The organism is Saccharibacillus alkalitolerans (assembly GCF_011090185.1).
Taxonomy (GTDB): domain Bacteria; phylum Bacillota; class Bacilli; order Paenibacillales; family Paenibacillaceae; genus Saccharibacillus; species Saccharibacillus alkalitolerans.
The window spans coordinates 445784-466532 of sequence record NZ_JAAFGS010000004.1; the positions used below are offsets into that span (position 1 = coordinate 445784).

General features: G+C 60.1%; 19 protein-coding genes. 7 read left to right on the forward strand and 12 right to left on the reverse strand.

The annotated features are described in order from the left end of the window. Window positions 1–10: 10 nt before the first annotated feature. Window positions 11–1582: a sigma-70 family RNA polymerase sigma factor gene (locus GYN08_RS13805; protein ID WP_166275140.1), complete on the reverse strand. Its 1572-nt coding sequence runs from the start codon at window positions 1580–1582 to the stop codon at window positions 11–13. A gap of 180 nt (window positions 1583–1762) precedes the next feature. Between GYN08_RS13805 and GYN08_RS13810 the strand changes: the two genes are divergently transcribed. Continuing rightward, window positions 1763–4438 carry a DUF4084 domain-containing protein gene (locus GYN08_RS13810; RefSeq protein ID WP_166275142.1) on the forward strand — a complete coding sequence of 892 codons (2676 nt, stop codon included), beginning with the start codon at window positions 1763–1765 and terminating at the stop codon, window positions 4436–4438. Window positions 4439–4553: 115 nt separating this feature from the next. On the opposite strand, the gene GYN08_RS13815 is transcribed toward GYN08_RS13810, so the two are convergent. Beyond that, window positions 4554–5111, reverse strand: a complete 558-nt coding sequence (locus GYN08_RS13815) for a GyrI-like domain-containing protein (protein WP_166275144.1) — start codon at window positions 5109–5111, stop codon at window positions 4554–4556. A gap of 158 nt (window positions 5112–5269) precedes the next feature. Beyond that, a complete protein-coding gene (locus GYN08_RS13820) occupies window positions 5270–6229 on the reverse strand; it encodes a helix-turn-helix transcriptional regulator (protein ID WP_166275146.1) in 960 nt (319 codons plus the stop codon). Window positions 6230–6662: 433 nt separating this feature from the next. Between GYN08_RS13820 and GYN08_RS13825 the strand changes: the two genes are divergently transcribed. The 3 genes from GYN08_RS13825 to GYN08_RS13835 all read left to right on the forward strand — a co-directional run bounded on the left by GYN08_RS13825 (window position 6663) and on the right by GYN08_RS13835 (window position 8856). Then, the gene (locus tag GYN08_RS13825) at window positions 6663–7286 is read left to right on the forward strand and encodes a DedA family protein (protein WP_166275148.1); all 624 of its coding nucleotides are present in this window, start codon (window positions 6663–6665) and stop codon (window positions 7284–7286) included. A gap of 33 nt (window positions 7287–7319) precedes the next feature. Beyond that, entirely contained in the window at window positions 7320–7613 is a 294-nt protein-coding gene (locus tag GYN08_RS13830) for a putative quinol monooxygenase (RefSeq protein WP_166275150.1), read from the forward strand. Window positions 7614–7863: 250 nt separating this feature from the next. Continuing rightward, window positions 7864–8856 (forward strand): catalase family peroxidase, encoded by a 993-nt coding sequence (locus tag GYN08_RS13835; protein WP_166275152.1) that lies wholly within the window; start codon window positions 7864–7866, stop codon window positions 8854–8856. Between the two features lie 501 nt (window positions 8857–9357). On the opposite strand, the gene GYN08_RS13840 is transcribed toward GYN08_RS13835, so the two are convergent. From GYN08_RS13840 to GYN08_RS13855, 4 genes are read right to left on the reverse strand one after another with little or no spacing between them, the layout of a single operon-like run. After that, a complete protein-coding gene (locus tag GYN08_RS13840; protein WP_166275154.1) occupies window positions 9358–9825 on the reverse strand; it encodes a macro domain-containing protein in 468 nt (155 codons plus the stop codon). 25 nt (window positions 9826–9850) lie between these two features. Next, window positions 9851–10903: a TIGR02452 family protein gene (locus GYN08_RS13845; RefSeq protein ID WP_166275156.1), complete on the reverse strand. Its 1053-nt coding sequence runs from the start codon at window positions 10901–10903 to the stop codon at window positions 9851–9853. 1 nt (window position 10904) lies between these two features. Next, entirely contained in the window at window positions 10905–11462 is a 558-nt protein-coding gene (locus GYN08_RS13850) for an NADAR family protein (protein ID WP_166275158.1), read from the reverse strand. Beyond that, on the reverse strand, window positions 11459–12439 hold the full coding sequence (locus GYN08_RS13855; RefSeq protein WP_166275160.1) for an NUDIX hydrolase: 981 nt from the start codon (window positions 12437–12439) through the stop codon (window positions 11459–11461). Before GYN08_RS13855 ends, GYN08_RS13850 begins: the two co-directional genes overlap by 4 nt. Before the next feature lie 251 nt (window positions 12440–12690). Between GYN08_RS13855 and GYN08_RS13860 the strand changes: the two genes are divergently transcribed. Further along, window positions 12691–13527: a YkgJ family cysteine cluster protein gene (locus GYN08_RS13860; protein ID WP_166275162.1), complete on the forward strand. Its 837-nt coding sequence runs from the start codon at window positions 12691–12693 to the stop codon at window positions 13525–13527. Between the two features lie 153 nt (window positions 13528–13680). Here GYN08_RS13860 and GYN08_RS13865 read toward each other — a convergent pair whose 3' ends face one another. From GYN08_RS13865 to GYN08_RS13880, 4 genes are all read right to left on the reverse strand, one after another. Further along, the gene (locus tag GYN08_RS13865) at window positions 13681–13842 is read right to left on the reverse strand and encodes a DUF3934 family protein (protein ID WP_166275164.1); all 162 of its coding nucleotides are present in this window, start codon (window positions 13840–13842) and stop codon (window positions 13681–13683) included. A 186-nt stretch (window positions 13843–14028) separates the two neighbouring features. Next, the gene (locus tag GYN08_RS13870) at window positions 14029–14997 is read right to left on the reverse strand and encodes a radical SAM protein (protein ID WP_166275166.1); all 969 of its coding nucleotides are present in this window, start codon (window positions 14995–14997) and stop codon (window positions 14029–14031) included. Window positions 14998–15108: 111 nt separating this feature from the next. Further along, window positions 15109–16680: a histidine kinase N-terminal 7TM domain-containing diguanylate cyclase gene (locus tag GYN08_RS13875; protein ID WP_166275168.1), complete on the reverse strand. Its 1572-nt coding sequence runs from the start codon at window positions 16678–16680 to the stop codon at window positions 15109–15111. A gap of 237 nt (window positions 16681–16917) precedes the next feature. Further along, the gene (locus GYN08_RS13880; RefSeq protein ID WP_166275170.1) at window positions 16918–17934 is read right to left on the reverse strand and encodes an SDR family oxidoreductase; all 1017 of its coding nucleotides are present in this window, start codon (window positions 17932–17934) and stop codon (window positions 16918–16920) included. A gap of 250 nt (window positions 17935–18184) precedes the next feature. On the opposite strand from GYN08_RS13880, the gene GYN08_RS13885 reads away from it, so the two are divergent. Then, the gene (locus tag GYN08_RS13885) at window positions 18185–19363 is read left to right on the forward strand and encodes a hypothetical protein (protein WP_166275172.1); all 1179 of its coding nucleotides are present in this window, start codon (window positions 18185–18187) and stop codon (window positions 19361–19363) included. A 222-nt stretch (window positions 19364–19585) separates the two neighbouring features. Here the strand turns inward: GYN08_RS13885 and GYN08_RS13890 are convergent, their stop codons facing one another. After that, window positions 19586–20173, reverse strand: coding sequence for an NAD(P)H-dependent oxidoreductase (locus GYN08_RS13890; protein WP_166275174.1), 588 nt, complete (start codon window positions 20171–20173; stop codon window positions 19586–19588). A gap of 122 nt (window positions 20174–20295) precedes the next feature. Here GYN08_RS13890 and GYN08_RS13895 point away from each other — a divergent pair, with 122 nt between their 5' ends. Then, window positions 20296–20724 carry a MarR family winged helix-turn-helix transcriptional regulator gene (locus GYN08_RS13895; protein WP_166275176.1) on the forward strand — a complete coding sequence of 143 codons (429 nt, stop codon included), beginning with the start codon at window positions 20296–20298 and terminating at the stop codon, window positions 20722–20724. The last annotated feature ends 25 nt before the right edge of the window (window positions 20725–20749 follow it).

The following is a 20749-nucleotide window of genomic DNA, read 5'->3' on the forward strand; positions in this document are numbered from 1 at the left end:
GCCGCAGCGGTTACGAATTCGGCTCCGCGATCCGCCGCAGGGGGGCGTCCCAGCGGAGCGGACTTGCGCCGGCGAGCCGCAGGCCGCCGGCCCACTCCGGCGAAGCCGCCGCATCCGCGGGCGCGGCGGCTTCGCCGGCCAGAATGCGCCGTCCGAGTTCCGACGGCGCGAACTTCCGGTTCCCGAAGTCCGGCACGGCACGGCCGTACTTCGGGAACGCCCCTTCTCCGCTGACGCTCAGCAGCGGAGAAGGCCCGGCGGCCATCCGTTCCAGATGCCGCCAGAATTCGAGGTCGCCCAGCCCCAGGGCGACCAGCTTGTCCGTCGAGCGCCGGAACAGCTCGATCGGGCCGGCGGCGCCGGAAGCCGCCGCTTCGAGCACGGCGCGCTGGATGCTGCCGAGGCCGTCTTCCGCCGACGGCAGGCGCGACAGATGCGCCTCGAACGCGGCGCGGGCGAACGGCAGTGCCGCGCTGTCCGCTTCGAGAAAGCGGACGTGCTCTTCCGGGTCCGGCGAGCTGTAGGCCGCCCAGAACCGGGAAGCGAGCTCAAACTGCTCGGAGCCGGCCGGCTGCCAGGTGCCGGACAGCGTCTTCAGCTGTTCGGCGCGCAGCTGGCCGAGTCCATGGAACACCTCGATGCCCGGGAATTCGCCGATGCAGAGCAGGCTGACCCGGGTCTGCCAGGACTTCGCGCGGCCGATCCGGTTCAGCAGCAGCGCCAGCATCGTCTGGTCGAACAAGTCGTGTTCGAACCAGAGCACCGCTTCTTCGTAACGTTCCAGCTCCCGCAGGCGCCGCTCCTGCTCCGCGCAGCCGTCCAAATAAACAGAGCGCGGAATGCCCAGCTCCCGTTCGAGAACGTCGGCCCGCGCGAAGCGTGCCGACGCTTCTTCCATATCGGCGAACGCCGGTCCGAACGGATACAATTCTCTCCAAACCAGCACTTCCCCTTCGATTCCCGCTTCCCGCACCAGCTTCGCGGTATGATCTCCGTTTACGATATGCAGCATGTTTTTTCCTCCTTCATGCAAGTCGCGGAACGCGGCGGAGAAGTCGGCGACGTGCAGGGCGGAACGCAGCCGGTTTCTGGCGTCGAACAGCCGCTTTTTGAGCGCCGATTCCGACACGCCGAGAAAGGCGGCGATGTCCCGTACCGGATAACCTTCGAAATAATACAGCCGAACCGCATCCCGCTGCCCGCTCGGCAGCCGGCCTACGGAATCGTACAGCCGGCTTCGCAGTTCGCGCAGCTCGGCCGTCTTCGCCGTATCGGCCCCTTCGTCGGCTGCGGCTTCGGCCGCTTCCCCGATCGGCAGCACCGGTATTCTTTTGCGTCGAAGCAGGCGGCCCGCTTTCCGTATGACGATGGTTCGAAGCCACCCCGGAAAAGCTTCCGCGTTCTCCAACTTTTCCAATCCGGCAAAAGCTTCGGCAAAGGCTTCCTGTACGACGTCTTCCGCCAGATGCGCATCCCTTGTCTTTTCGTAAGCGGCCGCGTACGCCATGCCGCTGAACCGCCGAAAAATCCGCTCGCACGCTTCGGCATTCCCCCGCCTCGCTTGTTCCACCCATTCTTTCATCCCTCGTTCTCCTTCCGCGCGTTCCTGCCCTTATAGTGCCGCCCGCCGGACAATCGGTTACCCGCGTCCTCAATTTCGACAATATTTCTCTAATTATTCTTTATTTTGTACCGATGAAAAGGAAGATATACTATTATGATAATAGAACTAAAGAACTATATAAAAAAGAGGGAACCCCTTATGCGCAATCCAGCAAAAAACGCAGCCGCTTTTCTCTTTATTTTACTATTCACGACTTTCTACTACGCTTGGGTTACGATATGGAGTCATGACGAATCGATGTCCACCTGGGGCGGAAACGTACTGTCGATGGCCGGCAGCTTGATCGCCGCCCTCTGGTTGGCCGGAGCCGCCAAACGATCGGTCCGCGAAAAGCGAACGTTTTGGGCGCTGCTTTCGGCCGGGTGCTGGAATTATTTTATTGCCGAAGCCGTCTGGATGTACGACGAAAAAGTGCTGATGATCGAGCCGCCGTCTCCCGGCTGGACCGATTTCTTTTACATTATGCAGGTGGTCTGCTATCTCGCCGCCTTCGTCTATCCGTTTACCCGTCTCAAAAAAAGCTACGGCGCGTTCAAGCTCGTCTTCGACATCTTGATCGTTATGGCGGTAGCCGCGACGTTCAGCTGGCATTATCTGATCGGCCCGACCCTGCGGGAAGGCGGCGCCTCTTGGCTGACTCTCCTTGTCAATCTGGCTTATCCGATTACCGACCTTGCGCTGCTGTTCGGGGCGATGAGCTTGTACTGGGGAACCCGCAAAGTCTTCCCGAAGCGGCTGATCCTGTTCATCTTCATGGGCCTGATGACTCAGGCTCTTGTCGACTCCGCTTATCTGTATTTGCTGTCGACGGACAGCTACGTCTCGGGCAGCTTGATCGATCCGTTCTTCATGCTAAGCCTCCTTCTGGTAGGCTACGCCGGCTTTCTTCAGCAGCCGGAGAGCAAGCGTGCGGAACTGCCGGATGAAGAGGAAGAGGCCGGCGTGGAACGTCTGGATATTCCGCGGCTGCTGCTTCCCTACGTGAACGTCATGGTTCTGTTCCTGTTCATGATTTCCGGTTCCGCGGGCATCGACGCCTTCACGATCGGCACCGGCATTTCGATCCTGCTCGTCATCGTGCGCCAGCTGTTGATCCTTCTGGAAAACCGTCAGCTGCTGCTCAGCGTATACCGCAAAACGGAAGAGCTCGAACTCAGCGAAGAGCGCTACAAATCGCTGTTCGAGTACCATCCGGACCCCGTGTATTCGCTTGATTCGAACGGCAGATTCGATAGCGCCAATGCCGCCTGTTCGGAACTGCTGGGCTGCGGGCGCGAAGAATTGCTCGGCAGGTCCCATACCGATTTTATTGCGGCCGGAAGCCTGGCGGAAGCCGAAAATCATCTGATTCCCGCCAGATCGGGGCAGCCTCAGCGTTACGAGGCCGAAGTTCGCAGCCTGAGCGGCAGGATCAGCGTGGTCAGCATGACGCATATTCCGATCCGCGTTCGGAATCGGATCGTGGGCATTTTCGGCATCGGCCGGGATATTACGGTCAACAAGCGGAACGAGGAACGCATCCGTTATTTGGCTTACCATGATTCGCTGACGGGGCTGTCCAATCGCGCGGCGTTCGACGAAGAATTGAAAACCGCGATCGAGGAAGCCGGGCAGTCGAACGAGACGTTCGCCGTCGTCTTCATCGATCTCGACCGCTTCAAAAACGTGAACGACACGCTGGGCCACGACGTGGGAGATCGCCTTCTGATCTCCGTCGCGGAGAGGCTGAAGCGCCGCATCGGCAAAGAAGATACGGTAGCCCGCCAGGGCGGAGACGAATTTACGCTTATCCTGCGCGGCATCCAAGACCGGGAAGGGGCCCGAGCCGCCGCCCAGCGAATTCTGGAGGCGCTCACCCCTTCCCATACGCTCGACGGACACGAAATCCTCGCTCTGCCGAGCATCGGACTGTCCGTCTATCCGATCGACGACGATACGCCGGTCGGCTTGATGAAAAAAGCGGATATCGCGCTGTACCAAGTCAAATACGGCGGCCGGGGCCATCACCGGATGTACTGCGAGACCGACCCCGGCGCTTCCCGGAAGTTCATTCTGGAAAAAGACCTCGGTCTGGCGCTGGAGAGAGAGCAGCTGTTCCTCCATTACCAGCCGCAAATCGATTCCGGCACGCTCGAATTGAAAGGGGTGGAAGCCCTTATCCGTTGGAACCATCCGGAGTTCGGGTTGGTGTCTCCGGCGGAGTTTATCCCGATCGCCGAGGAGAGCGGGCATATCGGGGCCATCGGCGGCTGGGTATTGTCGGAGGCCTGCACGCAGGCCAAACGCTGGAGCGACGAAGGCAGTCCGATCAAGGTCGGCGTCAATCTCTCGCCGCAGCAGCTGCATCGGCCGGATATCGCGGATCAGGTGCGGAACGTGCTGGAGCAGACCGGACTGCCGCCGGAGCTGCTCGATTTGGAGATCACGGAATCCGCCGCCTTGAGCCGTCCCGAGCTTGTACTGGTCCGCCTGCAGGAGCTCAAGCGGCTGGGCCTGACGATTTCGGTCGACGACTTCGGCACCGGCTATTCTTCCCTCTCTTATTTGGAGACGTTCCCGGTCGACAAGATCAAGATCGCGCGTCAATTTACCAGCAAGCTGGAGAACCGCCAGGTCAATCGGATGATCGTCTCGCATATCGTCGACCTGGCCCGCACGCTCGAGATGAGCGTAATCGCCGAAGGCGTCGAAAGCGAGAACCAGGCCGCCATCCTTCGGGCGATCGAATGCGTGGAGATGCAGGGCTATCTGTTCGGGCATCCCGTTCCGCCCGAGGAGATCAGCCGCATGCTCCCGCTTCAACCGGAGCTGTAGGACGCGCTTGGGCGGCGCGTCTTTTCCGACCGAAGAAGAATCAAACAAAAATCCCTGCCGGGTCCGGCAGGGATTTTCGTCTTGCTTCGTCTCGCTTCGTTTGGCTTCGTCTTGCTTAACGAATGGCGATATAGATCCGGGCCTGGGCGGCAGCCGGATCGAATCCGCGGGTGTCGTACAATTCGAAATCGCCGGTATAGGCCCGCCGCTCCGACGACCGTTCGAAATGAGCCCAGATATCCGCCCAGGCTTCCGCCACGACTTCTCCGAAAGGACCTTTGCGGGTCTGGAAGACGCGGTAGCGGCCGCCCGGCACGAACGCTCTCAGACGTTCCGGACCGCTCCCGAACGGTTCGCTTTCTTCGCCGGACGATTTTTCCGAGGCGGGAGCGGATTCGTGGCCGATGACCAGCGTATAAGCGCCGGAGGCATCGCTTTCGTAATCGGTATACAGCGCGTAAATCAAGTGGGGATTGCGAATGCCGGGCTCTACGGCAAGCCCGCTGCGATAATAAGCCTGCCAGAGGCCGGGAATCCGGCCGCTCGCTCCCGCCTCGGCCGCATTGGTCGTTCGCACCGCCACGCCGGTCAGCGCAAAGCTTTCCCGATCCGTATAGACCGCCCGATCGTCGGCCGGCAGGAAATCAAGATGTTGGGCATTGTACGCGTTCATCGAAAATCATCCTCTCTATGGCGCTCCCCGAATCTCCCCCGGCCGCAAAAAAGCCCGAACCGCGGCAGCGGGAACCGAAAGCGCGCCTTCGGTCAATTTCCATCAGCATACACGCCCAAAGCGGACAGCTTCCTGTCCACGTTCTCCGTCCGGCTTCGTTAACGGATTTCCGAACCGCTCGATAGCGGCTGCGCCGCGTAACTTTCGACGATGCTCCGCGCCCGCCGAACCAGTTCGGCCGCGATCTCGCCCGGAGACTCGACGATTACCCGGTCTCCGTAACTGAGCAGCATGCCGTAGAACCAGTCGTCGGCCGCGAACGAGCCGCCGACCCGTACGCTTCCGTCCGCAAGTTCGGCAATCCTCGAGGGGTCGAACTCGTCCGTTACCCGCAAGCGCACTTCGGGACGGAAGCGCAGCGACACTTCGATCCTCGGCGCCGGGTCCCAATCGTCTTTCCATTCGTAAGCTTCCAGCGGCGGCGCCGGCTTCGGTATGAAGGGCTCCCCCGTTTCCTTAAGTTCCAGCATCCGGGACAAGCGAAAAAGTCGGAATTCCCCGCGCAGCAAACAGTAGGCCTGCAAATACCAGACGCCGCCTTTCATCAGCAGCATGGCCGGCTCCAGCGTACGCCGGCTTTCCCGGCCGTTCATGTCGAGGTAGCGAACCTCTACCCGCAGCGATTCCCGGGCCGCCTTCCGCAGGCGATCGATGCGCCCTTGTACCGACACGCTCCGACTCCACGGATTGAAATCGAATACGACGCCCGGGCCGGACGCTCCGTCTCCCGCGCTTCCCAGCAGCGCCTGCACTTTTTCCGTCAAATCCGAGAAAGTCCGGTCGTCCAGCGCCGTCGCCGCTCCTTTGACCGCGCTGCGCAGCGCTTCGATCTCGCCGGGAGTAAGCATCTGCCGCCCGATCGTATAGCGCTCCATCAGCTCGAAGCCGCCGCTCGCCCCCTGATGCGACACGATGGGAATGCCCGCTCGGCTCAGCGTTTCGATATCCCGGTAGACGGTTTTGGTCGAGACTTCGAACCTCTCCGCAAGCTCACCCGCACTGATCCTTCGCCGGTTCAGCAGCAGAATCGTAATGGCCAGCAGACGATCGATTTTCATCGCTTGATCCCTCCTCGCGCGCCAGAATGCTCCGCGCTTCCTTATGTATACGTTCAAGATGCATACCTTCATTGTACGGCAAACAAACGTTCCAGTGCAGCGAAAAATAAGGCTTTCTTTTCCGCCGTCCGGATTGTTCGAATTCTGTGCGGCTCCCTCTCGAAAAGCCCCTTTTTTTTCCAAACTTGCAACCGTCTTCTCCCATCCCTTACTATCAGGAAGAGGACTTCGGGGCGGGTACCGGACACCTGCCTTCAAGCGAGTTCCGCTAAGCGAAAATGAAAACATCCCTCTTTTTCTGAAAATATATCGATACTTACATATTAGAACAAGCTGCCGTCTTCGGCTTTCAACTCTGCACGTCCGCCAATGTTTGTTCGTCAGCCGGTCCGGGAGCCGGGTCCCGCCAAAAATCAGAACCGAGGTGAATAACATGGAAAATTGGATCACAAGTTTCATGAACGATTGGGGTTATTTCGGTATTTTTCTGCTGATTGCCCTCGAAAACATTTTCCCGCCGATTCCGTCCGAGGTGATTCTGACGTTCGGAGGCTTCATGACGACGCAAACGGACATGCACATCGTCGGCGTCATCATTGCTTCGACTTTGGGGTCCGTGGCGGGGGCCGGCGCGCTGTATGCGCTCGGTGCCGTCATGAAGCAGGAACGCATGGAACGTCTTATCGAAAAACACGGCAAATGGCTCAGGCTCAAAAAGGAAGACGTGGGCAAAGCCTACGGCTGGTTCGACCGCTTCGGCAAATGGGCCGTGTTCCTGTGCCGTCTCGTGCCGCTGGTGCGCAGTCTCATCTCCATTCCGGCCGGCAGCGTGCGCATGAACCTGGTTTCTTTCCTGACCCTGACCACGCTCGGATCGCTGCTCTGGAATACCGTTCTGACGCTGATCGGAAGCGCCGTCGGCGAATCGTGGGAAAGCGTCGTCGGGCAGATGGACGTGTTCTCGAACGTGGTATACGTCATTCTGGGCCTGCTGCTGGCGGCGGGGATCTTCCTCTTTTTCCGCAAAAGAAGCCGGGGAGTTAAAAACGGATCGTAAGCGGGTATGAGGGAAGTAAAGGAGGGGATTGTTATGGAAGCCATCACCGTGACCGCCGTGCTCAAAGCCAAACCGGGACGGGAGCACGAACTGCGCGGGGAGCTGATCAAAGTGATCGGTCCGACACGCGCCGAACCCGGCTGCCTGGAATACGTATTGAACGAATCGATCGAAGATTCGCTCACGTTCGTGTTTTACGAGCGTTGGGAAAACGCGGACGCCGTTCAGGCTCACCTGGAGAGCGACCATTATAAGGCTTACCGCCTGGCGATCGAAGATTTGGTCGAGAGCCGCGAAGTCTACCGGCTGCAGCCGGTAACGGCCTGACCGGCCTTCCCTTCACGCCGAAGCCCGCGGACGGGCAGATTCCTACGCGGGCTTTTGAGGCGTACTTCGGCTTCCGTCAGATACGTTGCCTAGGCTGCCGCTTTTCTCGTGCTCCGCGACAGAACCGCTTTTCGCCCGGTTGGGCGTAGGGCGGTTCTATTTGCGTGAAATGGGGGTAAGAAAGGGTAAAGCCCGAATTAACGGACAATTCAAATTCCAATCAACCGAAAGCCTGAGGTGAACGAGCGTTATGTCCAGCAAGTCCGAATTCGATTCCGCGGACGGCGTGTTCGGCGGCCCGCCCGAATCTCCCGACGGCCGCGAAGCGCTGTATGCCGCGCCGGCGGAAGAAGCCGTCGACGAACTTGAACGGGTATCCGGCACCCATCCGGGTTATCGGCGCGCGCACGCACGCGGCTTCTGCTGCCGCGCTTCGTTTCTGCCGAGCGGCAAAGCCGCCCCTTTCACGACCGCTCCGCATCTGCAGGAGCAGGAGGTCAAGGCGATCGTCCGCTTCTCGGGCAGCTCGACCGATCCCGCACTGGCGGATCTGCTGTCGCCGGCCAAAGGCATGGCGGTCCAGTTCCTGCTGCCCGACGGAGGGCGATCCAGCCTGGTCGGCGTGACCGTGCCGGTCTTTTTCGCCAGGACGCCGGAATCGTTCATGGAGATGCTCATGACGCTGAATCGGACCAAGTCGGGGCGGATGCCGAAGGCCGAAGCGCTGCGGCGCTTCGCGCGCCATTTCGGCGAAAGCCGTCAAAGCCTGCTGGCGCTTAAGCGTTTGAAGCCGCCGGCCAGTTACGCGACCAACTTGTATTACTGCATTCACGTCTATTTCCTCGTCGACGAAGAAGGACGCCGCCGGCCGGTCAAATTCGAATGGATTCCCGATTCGGGCGTGCAGACCCTATCCATTCACGATGCCGCCGCGATGCCCGACGACTACCTGGAACGCGAGTTGGAGTCGAGGCTTCGGGAACAGCCGCCTTCGTTCAAGCTCAATATCGTGTTCGGCGAAGAAGGCGATCCGACCGACGATCCGACCAAGCGCTGGCCGAGCGACCGCCGCCGCATCGACGCCGGACGTCTCGTGCTGCTGGAACCGGTCGCCGAGCCGCACGGCCTGATCATGGACCCGACCTCCGTGACCGACGGCATCGCGCTGTCCGACGACCCGATCCTCAACTTCCGCCGCGACACCTATGCCGAATCGCTGAAACGCCGCAGCGGCGGGCATTGACCGCAGCGGCCGTGGTACCGTGATACGCTTCGAAAGCAAGCTTCAAGCAGGATATAGGACGCAGGCCCGAGACGCGAACATGCCGCGCTTCGGGCTTTTTTCGGTCTGTGCCGCGGCTGACTTCGGCCGCAGGCCCGCGGTCGGCCGGGCTGGCGGCTTTGCTGCGGCTTGCCGGCGTGCGGCTTGCCGGCGTGCGGCTTGGCGGTGTGCGGTTTGGCCGCGTGCGGCTTGGCGCTAGCGTTACGGCATGACGGCCTTTTTAAATAAGTGCATGAGAGCAGCTATTTGGCGCGAATCGCCATAAAATCGCCAAATAACTGCACACGAGCACTTATTTGGCGAAAAGAAGCGGTTCTGCGCATGAAAAACGGAAAATAAGTGCTCCAGCGCAGTTATTTCATCAAAAACGTAAAAAAAAGCGAAAATAAGTGCTCTCCTGCACTTATTTTCGCTCTGTTTTTATGTTCGTTTCCGTTCTTGCTATGTTCGTTCCCGTTCCTGCTATGTCTGTTCCCGTTCTCGCTGCGGCTCCGACTTCTCCGTACCGGGAAGCACGCATACCCGCACTTCGATCTCCATTCCCGCGAACTGCTCCCGCACGATTTCGCGCACTTTCTCCCAGCGCAGCCGGTCCAGGCCGCTGCCGATCCGCGGCATGGCCAGCTTCGTCACGCTTTCCCTCTCGCAGATGTCCCGCAGCGAGCGGACGGCGGCGGTCAGCGAAGCGTAAGTCGGCTTATTGAAATACTTCGCTTTCGTCACCAAGTTCATCACCCGGCCCTCCCGGTAGCACGCGCCGACCTCGAGCGGCGCGGCCGCGGCCTTCGCCTTCAACGGCTCCAGGGCGAACCGCCGCACGAACTCGGCCGCGATCCCTTTGCCCATCTTGGCGTCGGCCGAAATGCAGTGCGCCAGCACATAATCGTCCGGCAGCGCGAACAGGTCGCCTTCGATCTCCGTGAAATTCATAACCGTCCCCCTTCCGCTTCTCCCGTTACAGCGCCCGGCCCCATATACGCTCGAACGGGCGGATCGTCCGTCCGTCCTTCGAGCGGTCCAGCACGGCGAAGACCACGCGGTCGAAATGCGCGGCCCAGCCTTCGCCGTCCAGCAGACGGCGCCACCATCCGGCGACGTCGGCCGGATCGTTGCGGAACACGCCGCAGCCGTAGGCGCCGAGCACCAGCTCCCGATCGCCGCGTTCGGCGAAGACGGCGAGCGCCAGCCGCATTCTCTCCAGCATGACCGCTTTGGCGAGCTCCGCATCCTCTCCCTTAAGCAGCACCTGCCCGTAATTCACGGCGGGCAGCGTCAGCACCGATGCCCGCACCGGAGGCGCGGTCAATTCGAAGCGCTCGTCGCGGAAAAAGACGACGTCCGGCGAGTAGATCGCGTGATGCGTATACATCATCGTGCCGCTGGCCCGGTTGGCGTCGTAGTAACCGGGATGCTTGAGCTGGGTCGGATACAGCCCGCTCGCGATCGCCAAGTTCTCCTCCTGCGCGTTGGCGCCGTTCAGAAAGCCTCCGCCGGGATTTTTCGCGCTGGCAAAGTTCAGCAGGCCGATGCGTCCCGTTCCCGAAGAAGCCAGGTCGCGGACCGTCTTCACCGCCGATTCGTTCACGACGCGGTAGTCCGTGCGCGGGCGGCCGGCAGACAAAGGGCCCGCCGAGGCGGCGCGTTTTGCCTCGCCGTCCGCAGCTTCGCCCGCGCCTTCCCGCGGCTCGGCTCTTTTTGCCGTCAGGGCCGCTTCGCCGCTCGCTGCCGCCCCGTTATCGCTTTCCGGTTCGGCTTCTTCGCGAAGCGCCGACGAAACATCCGGCTCCGCCCGCCCGAACTCTCGCACGATCTTCGCACCCCGCTCCGGCGTAATGAGGATGCTGTCCTCCTCGGAACGGCGCTGCGCCTCTTCGATCACGATCTTCTCGCCGCGGCAGACGTAAGCTCCGCCGCGGGCGATCTCCACCGTCTCGGCCGCGATGCGTCTCATTCGGTCTCTGGCCGCTTCCCGGCCGTCCCCGACCCGCCCGTTCTCTCGTTCGTTCACTTCATTCTTCCTCCTTCAGCAGCCCGTCCCGCGCTTCCCCCAGCGCAAAGCCGAGCAGGTTCGTTCCCCGCCATTTAAGCGGATTTTCCGCGTTCGGATCGCTCCTGTCCAGACCGATGCCCCAGATCCGGTCGACCGGGCTGGCTTCGACCAGAATCCGGCTGCGCGTCTTTTTGAGAAAGCTCCACAGCTCTTCGTTCTGCCGGAATTTCTCCGTGCTCGCGCGTCTCACGATGCCGTACGCTTCCTTTTTCCAGACCGTGTCGTCGAAATTCCGCACTTCCCGGCCGAACGCCTTCATCTGCTTCGGATGCTTGGCTCCCAAAATTTTGTCGCGGGCGTCTTCGTCGCCGAACAGTCTCGCTTTTTCCGCCATCATGTACTGTTCCGCGCAGCTGTATTCGATCCCGTCGACGGCAAAGCGGCTCGGCCACCACTGGCTCAGACAGCTTGCGTCGACCGTGCCGGGCGTCTTCGGCGTATGTCCCCAGAACAGCAAGTACTTCAAGCGGGTTCCCGCGCCGTGCGCTTTGCGCAGTTCTTCCAGCGTATAGATCATGAGTAATCGCCCCATTCCTCGCGGCTGCGCCGGTATAATCTCGAAGGCCGGTGCCCCGCGTTTTCCGTATATTGGTCCGTCTTCTCCACCAGAGGCTCCGCTTTGCGGCGGAACGCCGCCTTGAGCAGTTCCCGGTCCAGAATCGCTTCGTATACCTGCTGCAGCTCCGTCAGGGTAAACAGCTCCGGCATGAGATGCAGCGCCAGTTCGCCTTCCTCCAGCCGGCCGCGCAGCCGATCGACCGCCATCGCGACGATCTTCGCATGGTCGAACGCCAGCCCTTTATTGCCCGCGATCGCGTACTCTTCCGTCGAAGCCCGATTCGTGCGGATACGCCGGTGTTCGACGACGGCAGTCAGCTCATCGCCGTCCGTCGGCGGGTCGCCGGCTTCTTCTCCGTCGCTTCGGACGGGGGTCAGCCTCAACTCGCAGCGCCGGACGTGCAGCATTCCGCCCTCATCCAACCTCTCCCGGCTTTCGCTCTTGAGTCGGTAAGTCAGCTCGAACCAGGCCGCATGCTCGGCATCGTCGCCCGCCCGCACCTTCAATTCCCCGCTGTCCACGAGCGCCATATGCGCGCAGCTCATCACCCAGGTGCGCGGATCGCGTCCCACGTCGCTGAACGTATGCAGCTGCTCCATGTAGACCCGATCCACGCCCGTCTCCTCGCGCAGCTCTCTCTCCGCAGCCTCGCCGGCCGTCTCGTTCGGTCGCACGAACCCGCCTGGAAGCGCCCAACAGCCGAGATAAGGGTGGCCGCCGCGCCGAACCAGCAGCACGCGCAGCGACCGCTTAGGCAGCTTGCGGTAATTCTCTTCTTTTTCGCCCGCCACGGTAAAAATGACCATGTCCGCCGCGACCGACGGCCGCTCGTAATCGCCCGCGTCGTACCCGGCGAGAAACTCCTCTTCGGTCAATCCGTCGGCATCGCGCCGCGGCTTCCGGCCCTGCGGCCGCTCCGCTTTTCCGTCCGTCATTTTCAGTCCTCCGTTTCGCCCGCGGCACCATTCGCGCAAGCGAAACGGAGCGGGCTTTGTCGTTATAACCTTTTTGATATTATCTAAATATTACTATCAATAAACATAAAACTTTATCGTCTTCCTGTCAAGTTCGGAGCCTCCGCCCTCCAGGCAGAGAGCGGGAAAAGTCCGGGTTTTCGCGCAGATTCGAATAAACGCCGCCGCAGGCGTATAATGGGAACAGAATCCAATTCCGAGGAAGTGAACCCATGCCGAACACGTCCGAAGCCAAGGCGCGCACGACAAATCCGAGCGACGACGAACCCTGCTTCTGCGGAAGCGGACGCAAGCTGCGCAGCTGCCACAAGACCGCCTCGCCGGACAGCCGGGCCGCTCATATGACCCGTCTCTACCGCGAAGTCGAACGCACGATCGAGAGCTACCGCGCGGACAGCCCCAAGCAGCCGCCCTGCCGCGAAGGCTGCGGCGCGTGCTGTTCGGATTATTTCCCCGTTTCCCAGGTGGAGTTCGAGCTGCTGCTCGTCTACATGGAGCGGCATTGGAGCAGGGCCGAGATCGAGGAAGCCTTCGACCGGGCGGAAGAAAATCTGCTCCTGCTCGAACGCGAAAACCCGCAGATGCACGCCTCGCTGACGCATCCGGTCGACCGCAAAGGCGAGCTGGACGCGGTGCGGCATCATGCGGGACGCAACAGCTTTCCCTGCCCGCTGCTCGACCGCGAGAAAGGACGCTGCCGAGTCTATCCGGCGCGGCCGTTCCTCTGCCGGACGCACGGCAGCTCGCATACGTTTTACGGATCGTGGCGCGAGCGGCTGCAGCCGGAGCGGGTCTGCGAGCATATCGACGGAGGCCGCTCGCATCGCAAAATAACGCCGAACGTCGCCGATCTGTGGCCGCTCTACGAAGAGCTTGCCGACGTGCGGGTCGGAGCGCGGCGCCGCCTGCTGCGCCAGTACCCGATTTTTTACTGGCTCGTCCTGTACGGCCGGCACGGCAGCGGCCGGACCGCCGAGCTCGGCAGCCGCGACAACTTCGACCTGCCGTTGTCCGAGCACAACGCGAGAATGGCAGCGCACGGAGAGTAAAGTAAGGCAATCGGGGAAACGCCAGATTCCGCCCGACAAAAAAAGGACCGTCCCTTCCATCTGCCCGATGGGGGAACGATCCTTTTTGGCATGCCGATCCTTGGCGAAGCGGCGCCTCGCTGTATCTGCACCGGCCGCAGCCGGACGATCCGCTTATTCGCTGTCCGAACCCGTAGTTCCGGATTTCGTTTCTTCCGCCTCGCCCTTGCTCTTGTACGGCTTGGGCGCGCTCTTCTTGCGGTTCTCCGCCTTCTGCCAGCGGTTCCAACCCTTCTTGCCCGTTCCTCGGCCCGTGCCGCCTTTCTTGCTTGCCATCGATTTGTTCGCCTCGCTTTCGCGTCCCCGCCTCCAGCGCGGCGTGGCCGCTTCCGGATGCGAATGAACGTCTGTCGTCCTATCGTACGTCAGAGACGGCCAAGACACAAGAAGCAATCCGTTTCCTTCGCCGGCTGCACGGCTCCTTCCCCCGCTGCCCGGAGCTTTCCCGTCAGGCGCAATCCGCTAGCTCCCCGCCGGAAACAAAGCGTCGTAAGCCGGGCACGGCAGGTTCTCCAGGAACTCCGCCAGCGCCTTCGGCCGATTCGCGTAAATGCTCTTCAAATCCGTACCCTCGTACACGTTCCCGATCACTTCCGGCCGGCACAGTTCGCAGATCAGAATATCGCCGTTGCCGTGAAGATGAAGCTGCTTTTTGCCGTCGACGCAGTTGGAAAAATAGACGCCCGGCTCTTCCTTGAAGCCCAGTTCGTCCATGAACCGATCCATGCACGTCAGGTACAGCTCGGTGTCCGGCCGGCGGTTCGCGATCAGTTCGTTCACCGAACGCACCAGCGCTTCGCGCGACGCGACGGCGTTCCAGCCCGGACGATCCGCATGATCCATGACGATGCTGTTCTGAATTTCGTGAATGCGCACGCCGAGATCATGCACCATGGCGCTGATCGCCGGCATGTTCTCCTGGGTCGGCCCGAAGAGCAGCGTCTCCAGCACCGTCTCCAACCCTTCGCTGACGCATAAACGGATGTTCTCGACCACTTTGTCATATACTCTCGGGTCCATCCCGTAGTAAGCGCCGAACGACTCGGCATCGGTAAAGTTGAACGACAGGTGGATATTGGACAGCCCCGCCTCCTTCAGGCGAAGAATCCGTTCGCGGCTCAGCAGGCTCCCGTTCGTGTTGAGCTGCGTGGCCAGACCGTTCTCCGTGCAGTAGGCGACGATCTTCACGCAGTCCTCGAAGCGCAGCGTGACCTCGCCGCCCGATAGCCGGACCCGCTTGAGCGTCGGAATGTCCCGAATCAGCCGGATGACTTCCTCCGCGCCGATCTTCGAGCCGTCGTCCCGGCGGTACGCGCAGCAGTAATCGCATTTGAAATTGCAATTGGACGTCACGCCGACCTCCAATCCTTCGAGTTCGTACACGCCCGGCGTCTCCAGTTCGAGCGCCTTGTATTTGTTTTCGACCGTCAATGCTTTCAACCTCTTCCGCCCCGAATTTCCCATGCCTCCGTGCGGCACGGAATCCTTCGCCATTATAACGAAGGCGGCTTCGGTTCCGGTATGACAAAGCTAACGTCCCGTTCATTCGGCTTCCCGCCGCTCGGATTCCCGGTACAAGCACACCCGGTTCCTTCCGAGCTGCTTGGCTTCGTACAGCGCATGGTCGGCCCGGCGCATCAGCGTCTGCATGGACAGCGCCTCGCTGCCGCGTTCCGGCTCCACGTTCGACACGCCGAAGCTGGACGTCACCCTGACCACCCGCTCTTCCACGAAAATTTCAAGCTTTTCGACGGCCGCCCGAATCCGCTCGGCATACGCATAGGCGTCCCGAGGTCCGGTGTCCGGCAGGCACAGCACGAATTCGTCGCCGCCGTAGCGGCCCGCGATGCCCCGGCCGTCCAGCACGCCGCGAATAACGGCCGCCACTTCCGTAAGAACCCGGTCTCCGGCCTCATGCCCGAACGTGTCGTTGACCCGCTTGAAATGATCCACGTCGAACATGATGACCGACACGCCGGGCCCGCCTTCGGCCTGCCGCCCAAGCGCCCGCTCCGAATTTTCGATCAGCGCTTTTTTGTTCAGCAGTTCCGTCAGGCCGTCCGTGTTCGCCAGCTTTTTCAACTCCTGTTCCAGCATGACCCGCTCCGTAATGTGCACGAACGTCACGATGCTGCCCGATCGGCGCCCGTACCGGTCCTGGATCGGCGAAAAGCGGACATGCACGTACAGCGGCCCCGCCGCTTCAAGCTTCAAGTCGCATTCGCGGCCGTGCCCGATGCATTCCGCGATCTCCGGGTGGTCGGCCAGCACTTCCGCCGCCGCATCTCCGATGCTCCTCTTGGTCAGACCGGGCGCCAATTCGAGCATGGCCCGGTTATAATCGACGACGACGTCGCGTTCGTTCAGAACGAGCACCCCGTCGCCCATGCTCTCGAATACGATATCCCTCGCGATCGGCGCCACGTTGAACATGCGGAACCGAAAGACGGCCATGCTGTGAAAAACGAAAGAGACGCTGATAAAAACGGGCCCCAGGTCAATCCCGTAGGGACTCGTCCCGGCCAAATAATACAGGTTGCCGACGATCGGCACGAGCAGCCCCGCCGTCATGGCCGTCATCTGAAGACGGAAGCGACGGCGGGCCCGGCGCATCCGCAGCAGCAGCACGGTCATGGACAGCACGAAACAGCCGTACAAGAAGAGAGTATGCACCATGTACCAGGGGCCGCGTCCCAGTTCGACTATCGGGAAATCGAGCCCCGGCCGAAGTCCGACCGACGTGTAGTACAAATGATGCCAGTCGTTCGTATGCTGGAGTACGAAGGTCAGCGCCGGAATGACGAATAGAGCCCTTTTTTTCCACGGACCGAGGGCGACTCCCGCATACTCCAGGCACATAAGCAGCGTAAAGACCGGCAGAAACGGCAGGGAAAAGTATTCGATGCCGATCCAGAACTTGATCTGCTCAAGATCGTCGCTTGTCAGTTCGAGCGCGTAGCCGAAAGACAGAACGGAAGCCATCAATGCAGCAAGCACGTAATAAGTGCCTCCCGGCGCATTGCGAAAACGGATCAGCGCATAAACCGCAAGAAAAAGGCTGAGGGCGCCTCCCATGAGAATGATTGCTACGTATACGAGTAATTGCTGCGCCATCTTCACCTGCTCCATCCGGGATTGTAAAAGCGATTTTAGCGTAACGGCCAACTTGCGTCGTCGGACGCGTTCCGTACGGGTTCGTCGCGATCGTGCCTATTGAGCGTTTCCTCTATTATATAGCAGTTCAGCTTATAAAACCCAACCATTAAATGGATAATTTTTGTTCTTTCGGCGGCGAAGTCCAGACGAAAAAAAGTCCCGTCCATAGGACGGGACGGCCGAAAATGTCGTCGCTCAGCTCCGGATTTCCGCGATGGCCCGGTCCAACGCCGCAGCGACTTTATCGCACCAGGCGTCGAATTCCGGATCTTCCTGCTGCGCTTCCGAATGCTCCAGCATGAAGCGAACCGCTTCGCGCAGCCCCTGGTCGGCTCTCGTCGTCGCGACGAATTCCGGCACGAGGCGCTTCAGCTTGGCATTGTCGAACACGACCGTGTTCGCCTTGTCGCCGAGCAGGCTGCCGCGGTAATCTTCGTCGCTGCACGCGTCCAGGAAGATCGAAGGCACATGCAGGAAGTTCGGCTTGACGCCGAGCTCCGACGCGATGATTTCGTGGATTTGGTTCCAGGTCACCGATTCGTCCGACGTGATATGCACCGAATCGCCGGTCGCGTGGATATTGCCCATCAGTCCGGCGAAGCCTTTGGCAAAATCCCGGCTGTGCGTCACCGTCCAGAGCGACGTGCCGTCGCCGTGGATAATGATCGGTTTGCCCTCCCGCATCCGCTTCAGCACCTGCCACGGCCCCCGGCTTCCGTGCACGCCGACCGGTACCGACCGCTCGCTGTACGTATGGCTCGGCCGCACGATCGTGACCGGGAAGCCCTGCTCGCGGTACTGCTTCATGAGGTAGTCTTCGCAGGCGATCTTGTTGCGGGAATATTCCCAGAACGGATTCGCCAGCGGCGTGCCTTCCGTAATGCGGTAATCCGACGGCGGCGACTGGTAAGCCGAAGCCGAGCTGATGAAGATGTACTGCTTCGTTTTATCCTTGAACAGCCGGTAATCCCGCTCCACATGCTCCGGCACGAAGGCGATAAAGTCCGCGACCACGTCGAATTCCAGGTCCGCGATCAGCTCCGTCACCTTCGCTTCGTCGCCGATATCCCCTTTTAAAATCTTCGCTCCTTCCGGCAGTCCGTCGTTGCGGTTGCCCCGGTTGAGCAGATACAATTCATGCCCCTGTTCCAGCAAAAGCTTCGTGATCTCCGTGCTGATGGTGCCCGTTCCCCCGATAAACAGCGCTTTCATAAAATTCGCCTCCGTTTACGTTTCAGATGAACATGCCGCCTTGCCTCGCTTTACGGGCTTTACGATAGCATTTTCGAAAGAGGAATACAAATTCCGGAAAGCCGTTTTCCGCGCGGACGTCGTGGGCTTTTCATGCCGAGCTCCCTAACTAACAAAAATTTCCACAACATTTTCCGAAGCCTGGTTCAAGGGGTCTATTTATCTTTAAAGTTAAACGACAGTCATTCCACGAAAAAAAGGAGACTCATCCATGAAAAAGCCGCTTCGCCCTCTCTTTTTGCTCATGCTCTGCCTTGTCCTGACGGCCCTTCCTGCAACCGCTTTCGGCGCATCGGCGCCCACGACCAAGACTCCGGCCGCCGACCTGCGCACGACGATGGCGAAAGTCCACGGAGAACACGCTTATTACACCGTCATTGCCATGCAAAAAAGATTCGACAAAGCGCCTGACGCGGGCGAAGCGATGAATACCCTGAACGCCAATTCGAACACGGTCGCCATGATGGTTTCCGACCTGTACGGAAAAAGCGCCGCCCAGACGTTCCGCAGCGGATGGGACGCCCATATCGCCCTGCTGATGGATTACGTCGACGCGACCGCCGCGAAGAACGACGCCGCACGCAAAAAAGCCACGGCCGCGCTGAGAGCGAACGCCGCCGGCATGGCGACCGTACTGAACAATCTTAATCCCAAGCTCGACCGCAAGACGCTGGAAAAAAATCTGCTCGTGCACGAACAGTATCTGCTGCAGTCGTTCGACGGTTACGCCGCCGGCAAATACGGAACCGCTTATGCGGCCGCGCATAACGCTTACGCGCGCACCGCGAAGATCGGCGCCATGATGGCGACCTCGATCGTCAAGCAATTCCCGGCGAGATTCGACGGCACGACGACGCAGACGGACGCCGCTTATCTGCGTCAGCAGATGGGACAAGGTCTCGGCGAGCATACGATCTTGTCGATTCTCGTCCTGCAGAAAGCTCATGACAAAGCGCCGGATTATCCTAACGCCAAAGCCGCCCTGGACAAAAACACGGCCGCGCTGACCGCCACGCACCGCAGCCTGTTCGGCGCCGGAGCCGCCAAGACGTTCAATCAGCAGTGGAACCGCCATATCGCCGATTATCAAGCCTACCTGCGGGCGACGCTGGCGGGCAACGAGGCGGGACGCAAAGCCGCGAAAGCCGATCTGGCCGACTTCGTCGCCAAGCTGACCGCGTTCCAGGTGAACCGCCTGCCGCTGGACAAAACGATGACGTACCAAGCCAACGCCATGCACGGCGCCCACGTCATTACGGCGATCGACTCGTATCATAACGGCAATTACTCCAAGACTTACCACGCGCTGCGCATCGGCTACAACCATATGTGGATGACGGGCAACGACCTGTCGGAAGCGGTCGTGAAGAAGATGCCGGGGAGATTCTAAAAGGCTAGGAAGAGCTTCGGGAAGCTTCCGTTCCGACCGCTGTCGAAACCGGGAAGCTTGAATGAGACCGAGTAGGAGGCTTCCCGGTTTCAAAGGCGAACGCTGACGCTTCCGCACAGAACTCCCCTACGCTCTGCGAGCCTGTTTAGGGCTTAGAATAAAGATGAAAAAAGGAACGGCCATGCGGCCGTTCTCTTTTTTCGCGTGTCGAAAGTTCGGACTCTATGCCGCAACCGCTCGGAAATAACGATAAATCTTATCCAGCTTCCGCTCATGCTTGCCTTTCGGGCTCTCCATATTGCCGAACTCGAAGAACTTCACCTTCTGGATGCCGACGTAATTGAACAGCGCCTTGCGCATCAGAATTCGGTGGGCGTTCCCCAGCCAGTACTGCAAATATCCGGTCGGCCCTTTCATGACGGAGATGCAGACGACCGATCTGCCCTTCAGCAGTCCTTCAGGCAGCATGCCCCCCTTGTCGCGGTACGCGAAGTTCGAAGCGAACATCCGGTCGATGAAGCCCATCAGCATGGCCGGCGGGCGTCCCCACCAGATCGGATACACGAACACGATCTTATCCGCCCACAGCAGCAGTTCCCGGTGACGCGAAAGCTGAGGATCGGCATGCATATCGCGTCTTCTTTTTTTCTCGTTGAACACCAGCACCGGGTCGAAACCTTCTTCGTACAGGTCCAGCACGCGCGTTTCCGTTACGTTCTCGTTCTCTTCGCTTCCCCGCAGCACCTCGCGCAGGAATGCATGGCTCAGACTTTGGTGATTGGGATGGACGTAAATCGCCAGCATGTTCATTCGAGCAGCCTCCCTTTAGTTGTCATTTGATAACAAAAAGGTAGCACAGCTTTTATATAGTTGTCAAATGATAATTGTTTAAAGATAACTTTTTTGCTATGTTGAACGTAAGAGGTGAGAATATGAGCCACAGCGATTTATTTCAAAAAGTCGTCTCCTTCGCGTCCTCGGTGCATGAAGTGTCCCACGAGATGACCCGGGGCGTGAAGAACGAAGACGTGACGCCCGTCCAATATAAAATCCTGGAATATATGATGTTCAGCCAGCCGGTGACTCCGAGCCAGATTGCGGACTGCGTCGATCTTTCTCTGCCCAACACGAGCCGAGAGCTGCGCAAGCTGCTGGAAAAAGGATTATGCGAAAAGGCGGTCGACGACGCCGATCGGCGGCGCCAACTGTTCCGGTTGTCCGGGGACGGGCAGGCGATGCTGGACCGGATCTTCGCGCAGGCGCAGCAGGGATTCGAGCGGAAGATCGCGGGATTGTCGGGGGAAGAACTGAAAGAGATCGAACGGGCGCTGGCGCTTCTTCAGAAGAAAGTATTCAAATAAGCAAACCTGAATGTCATATATATTT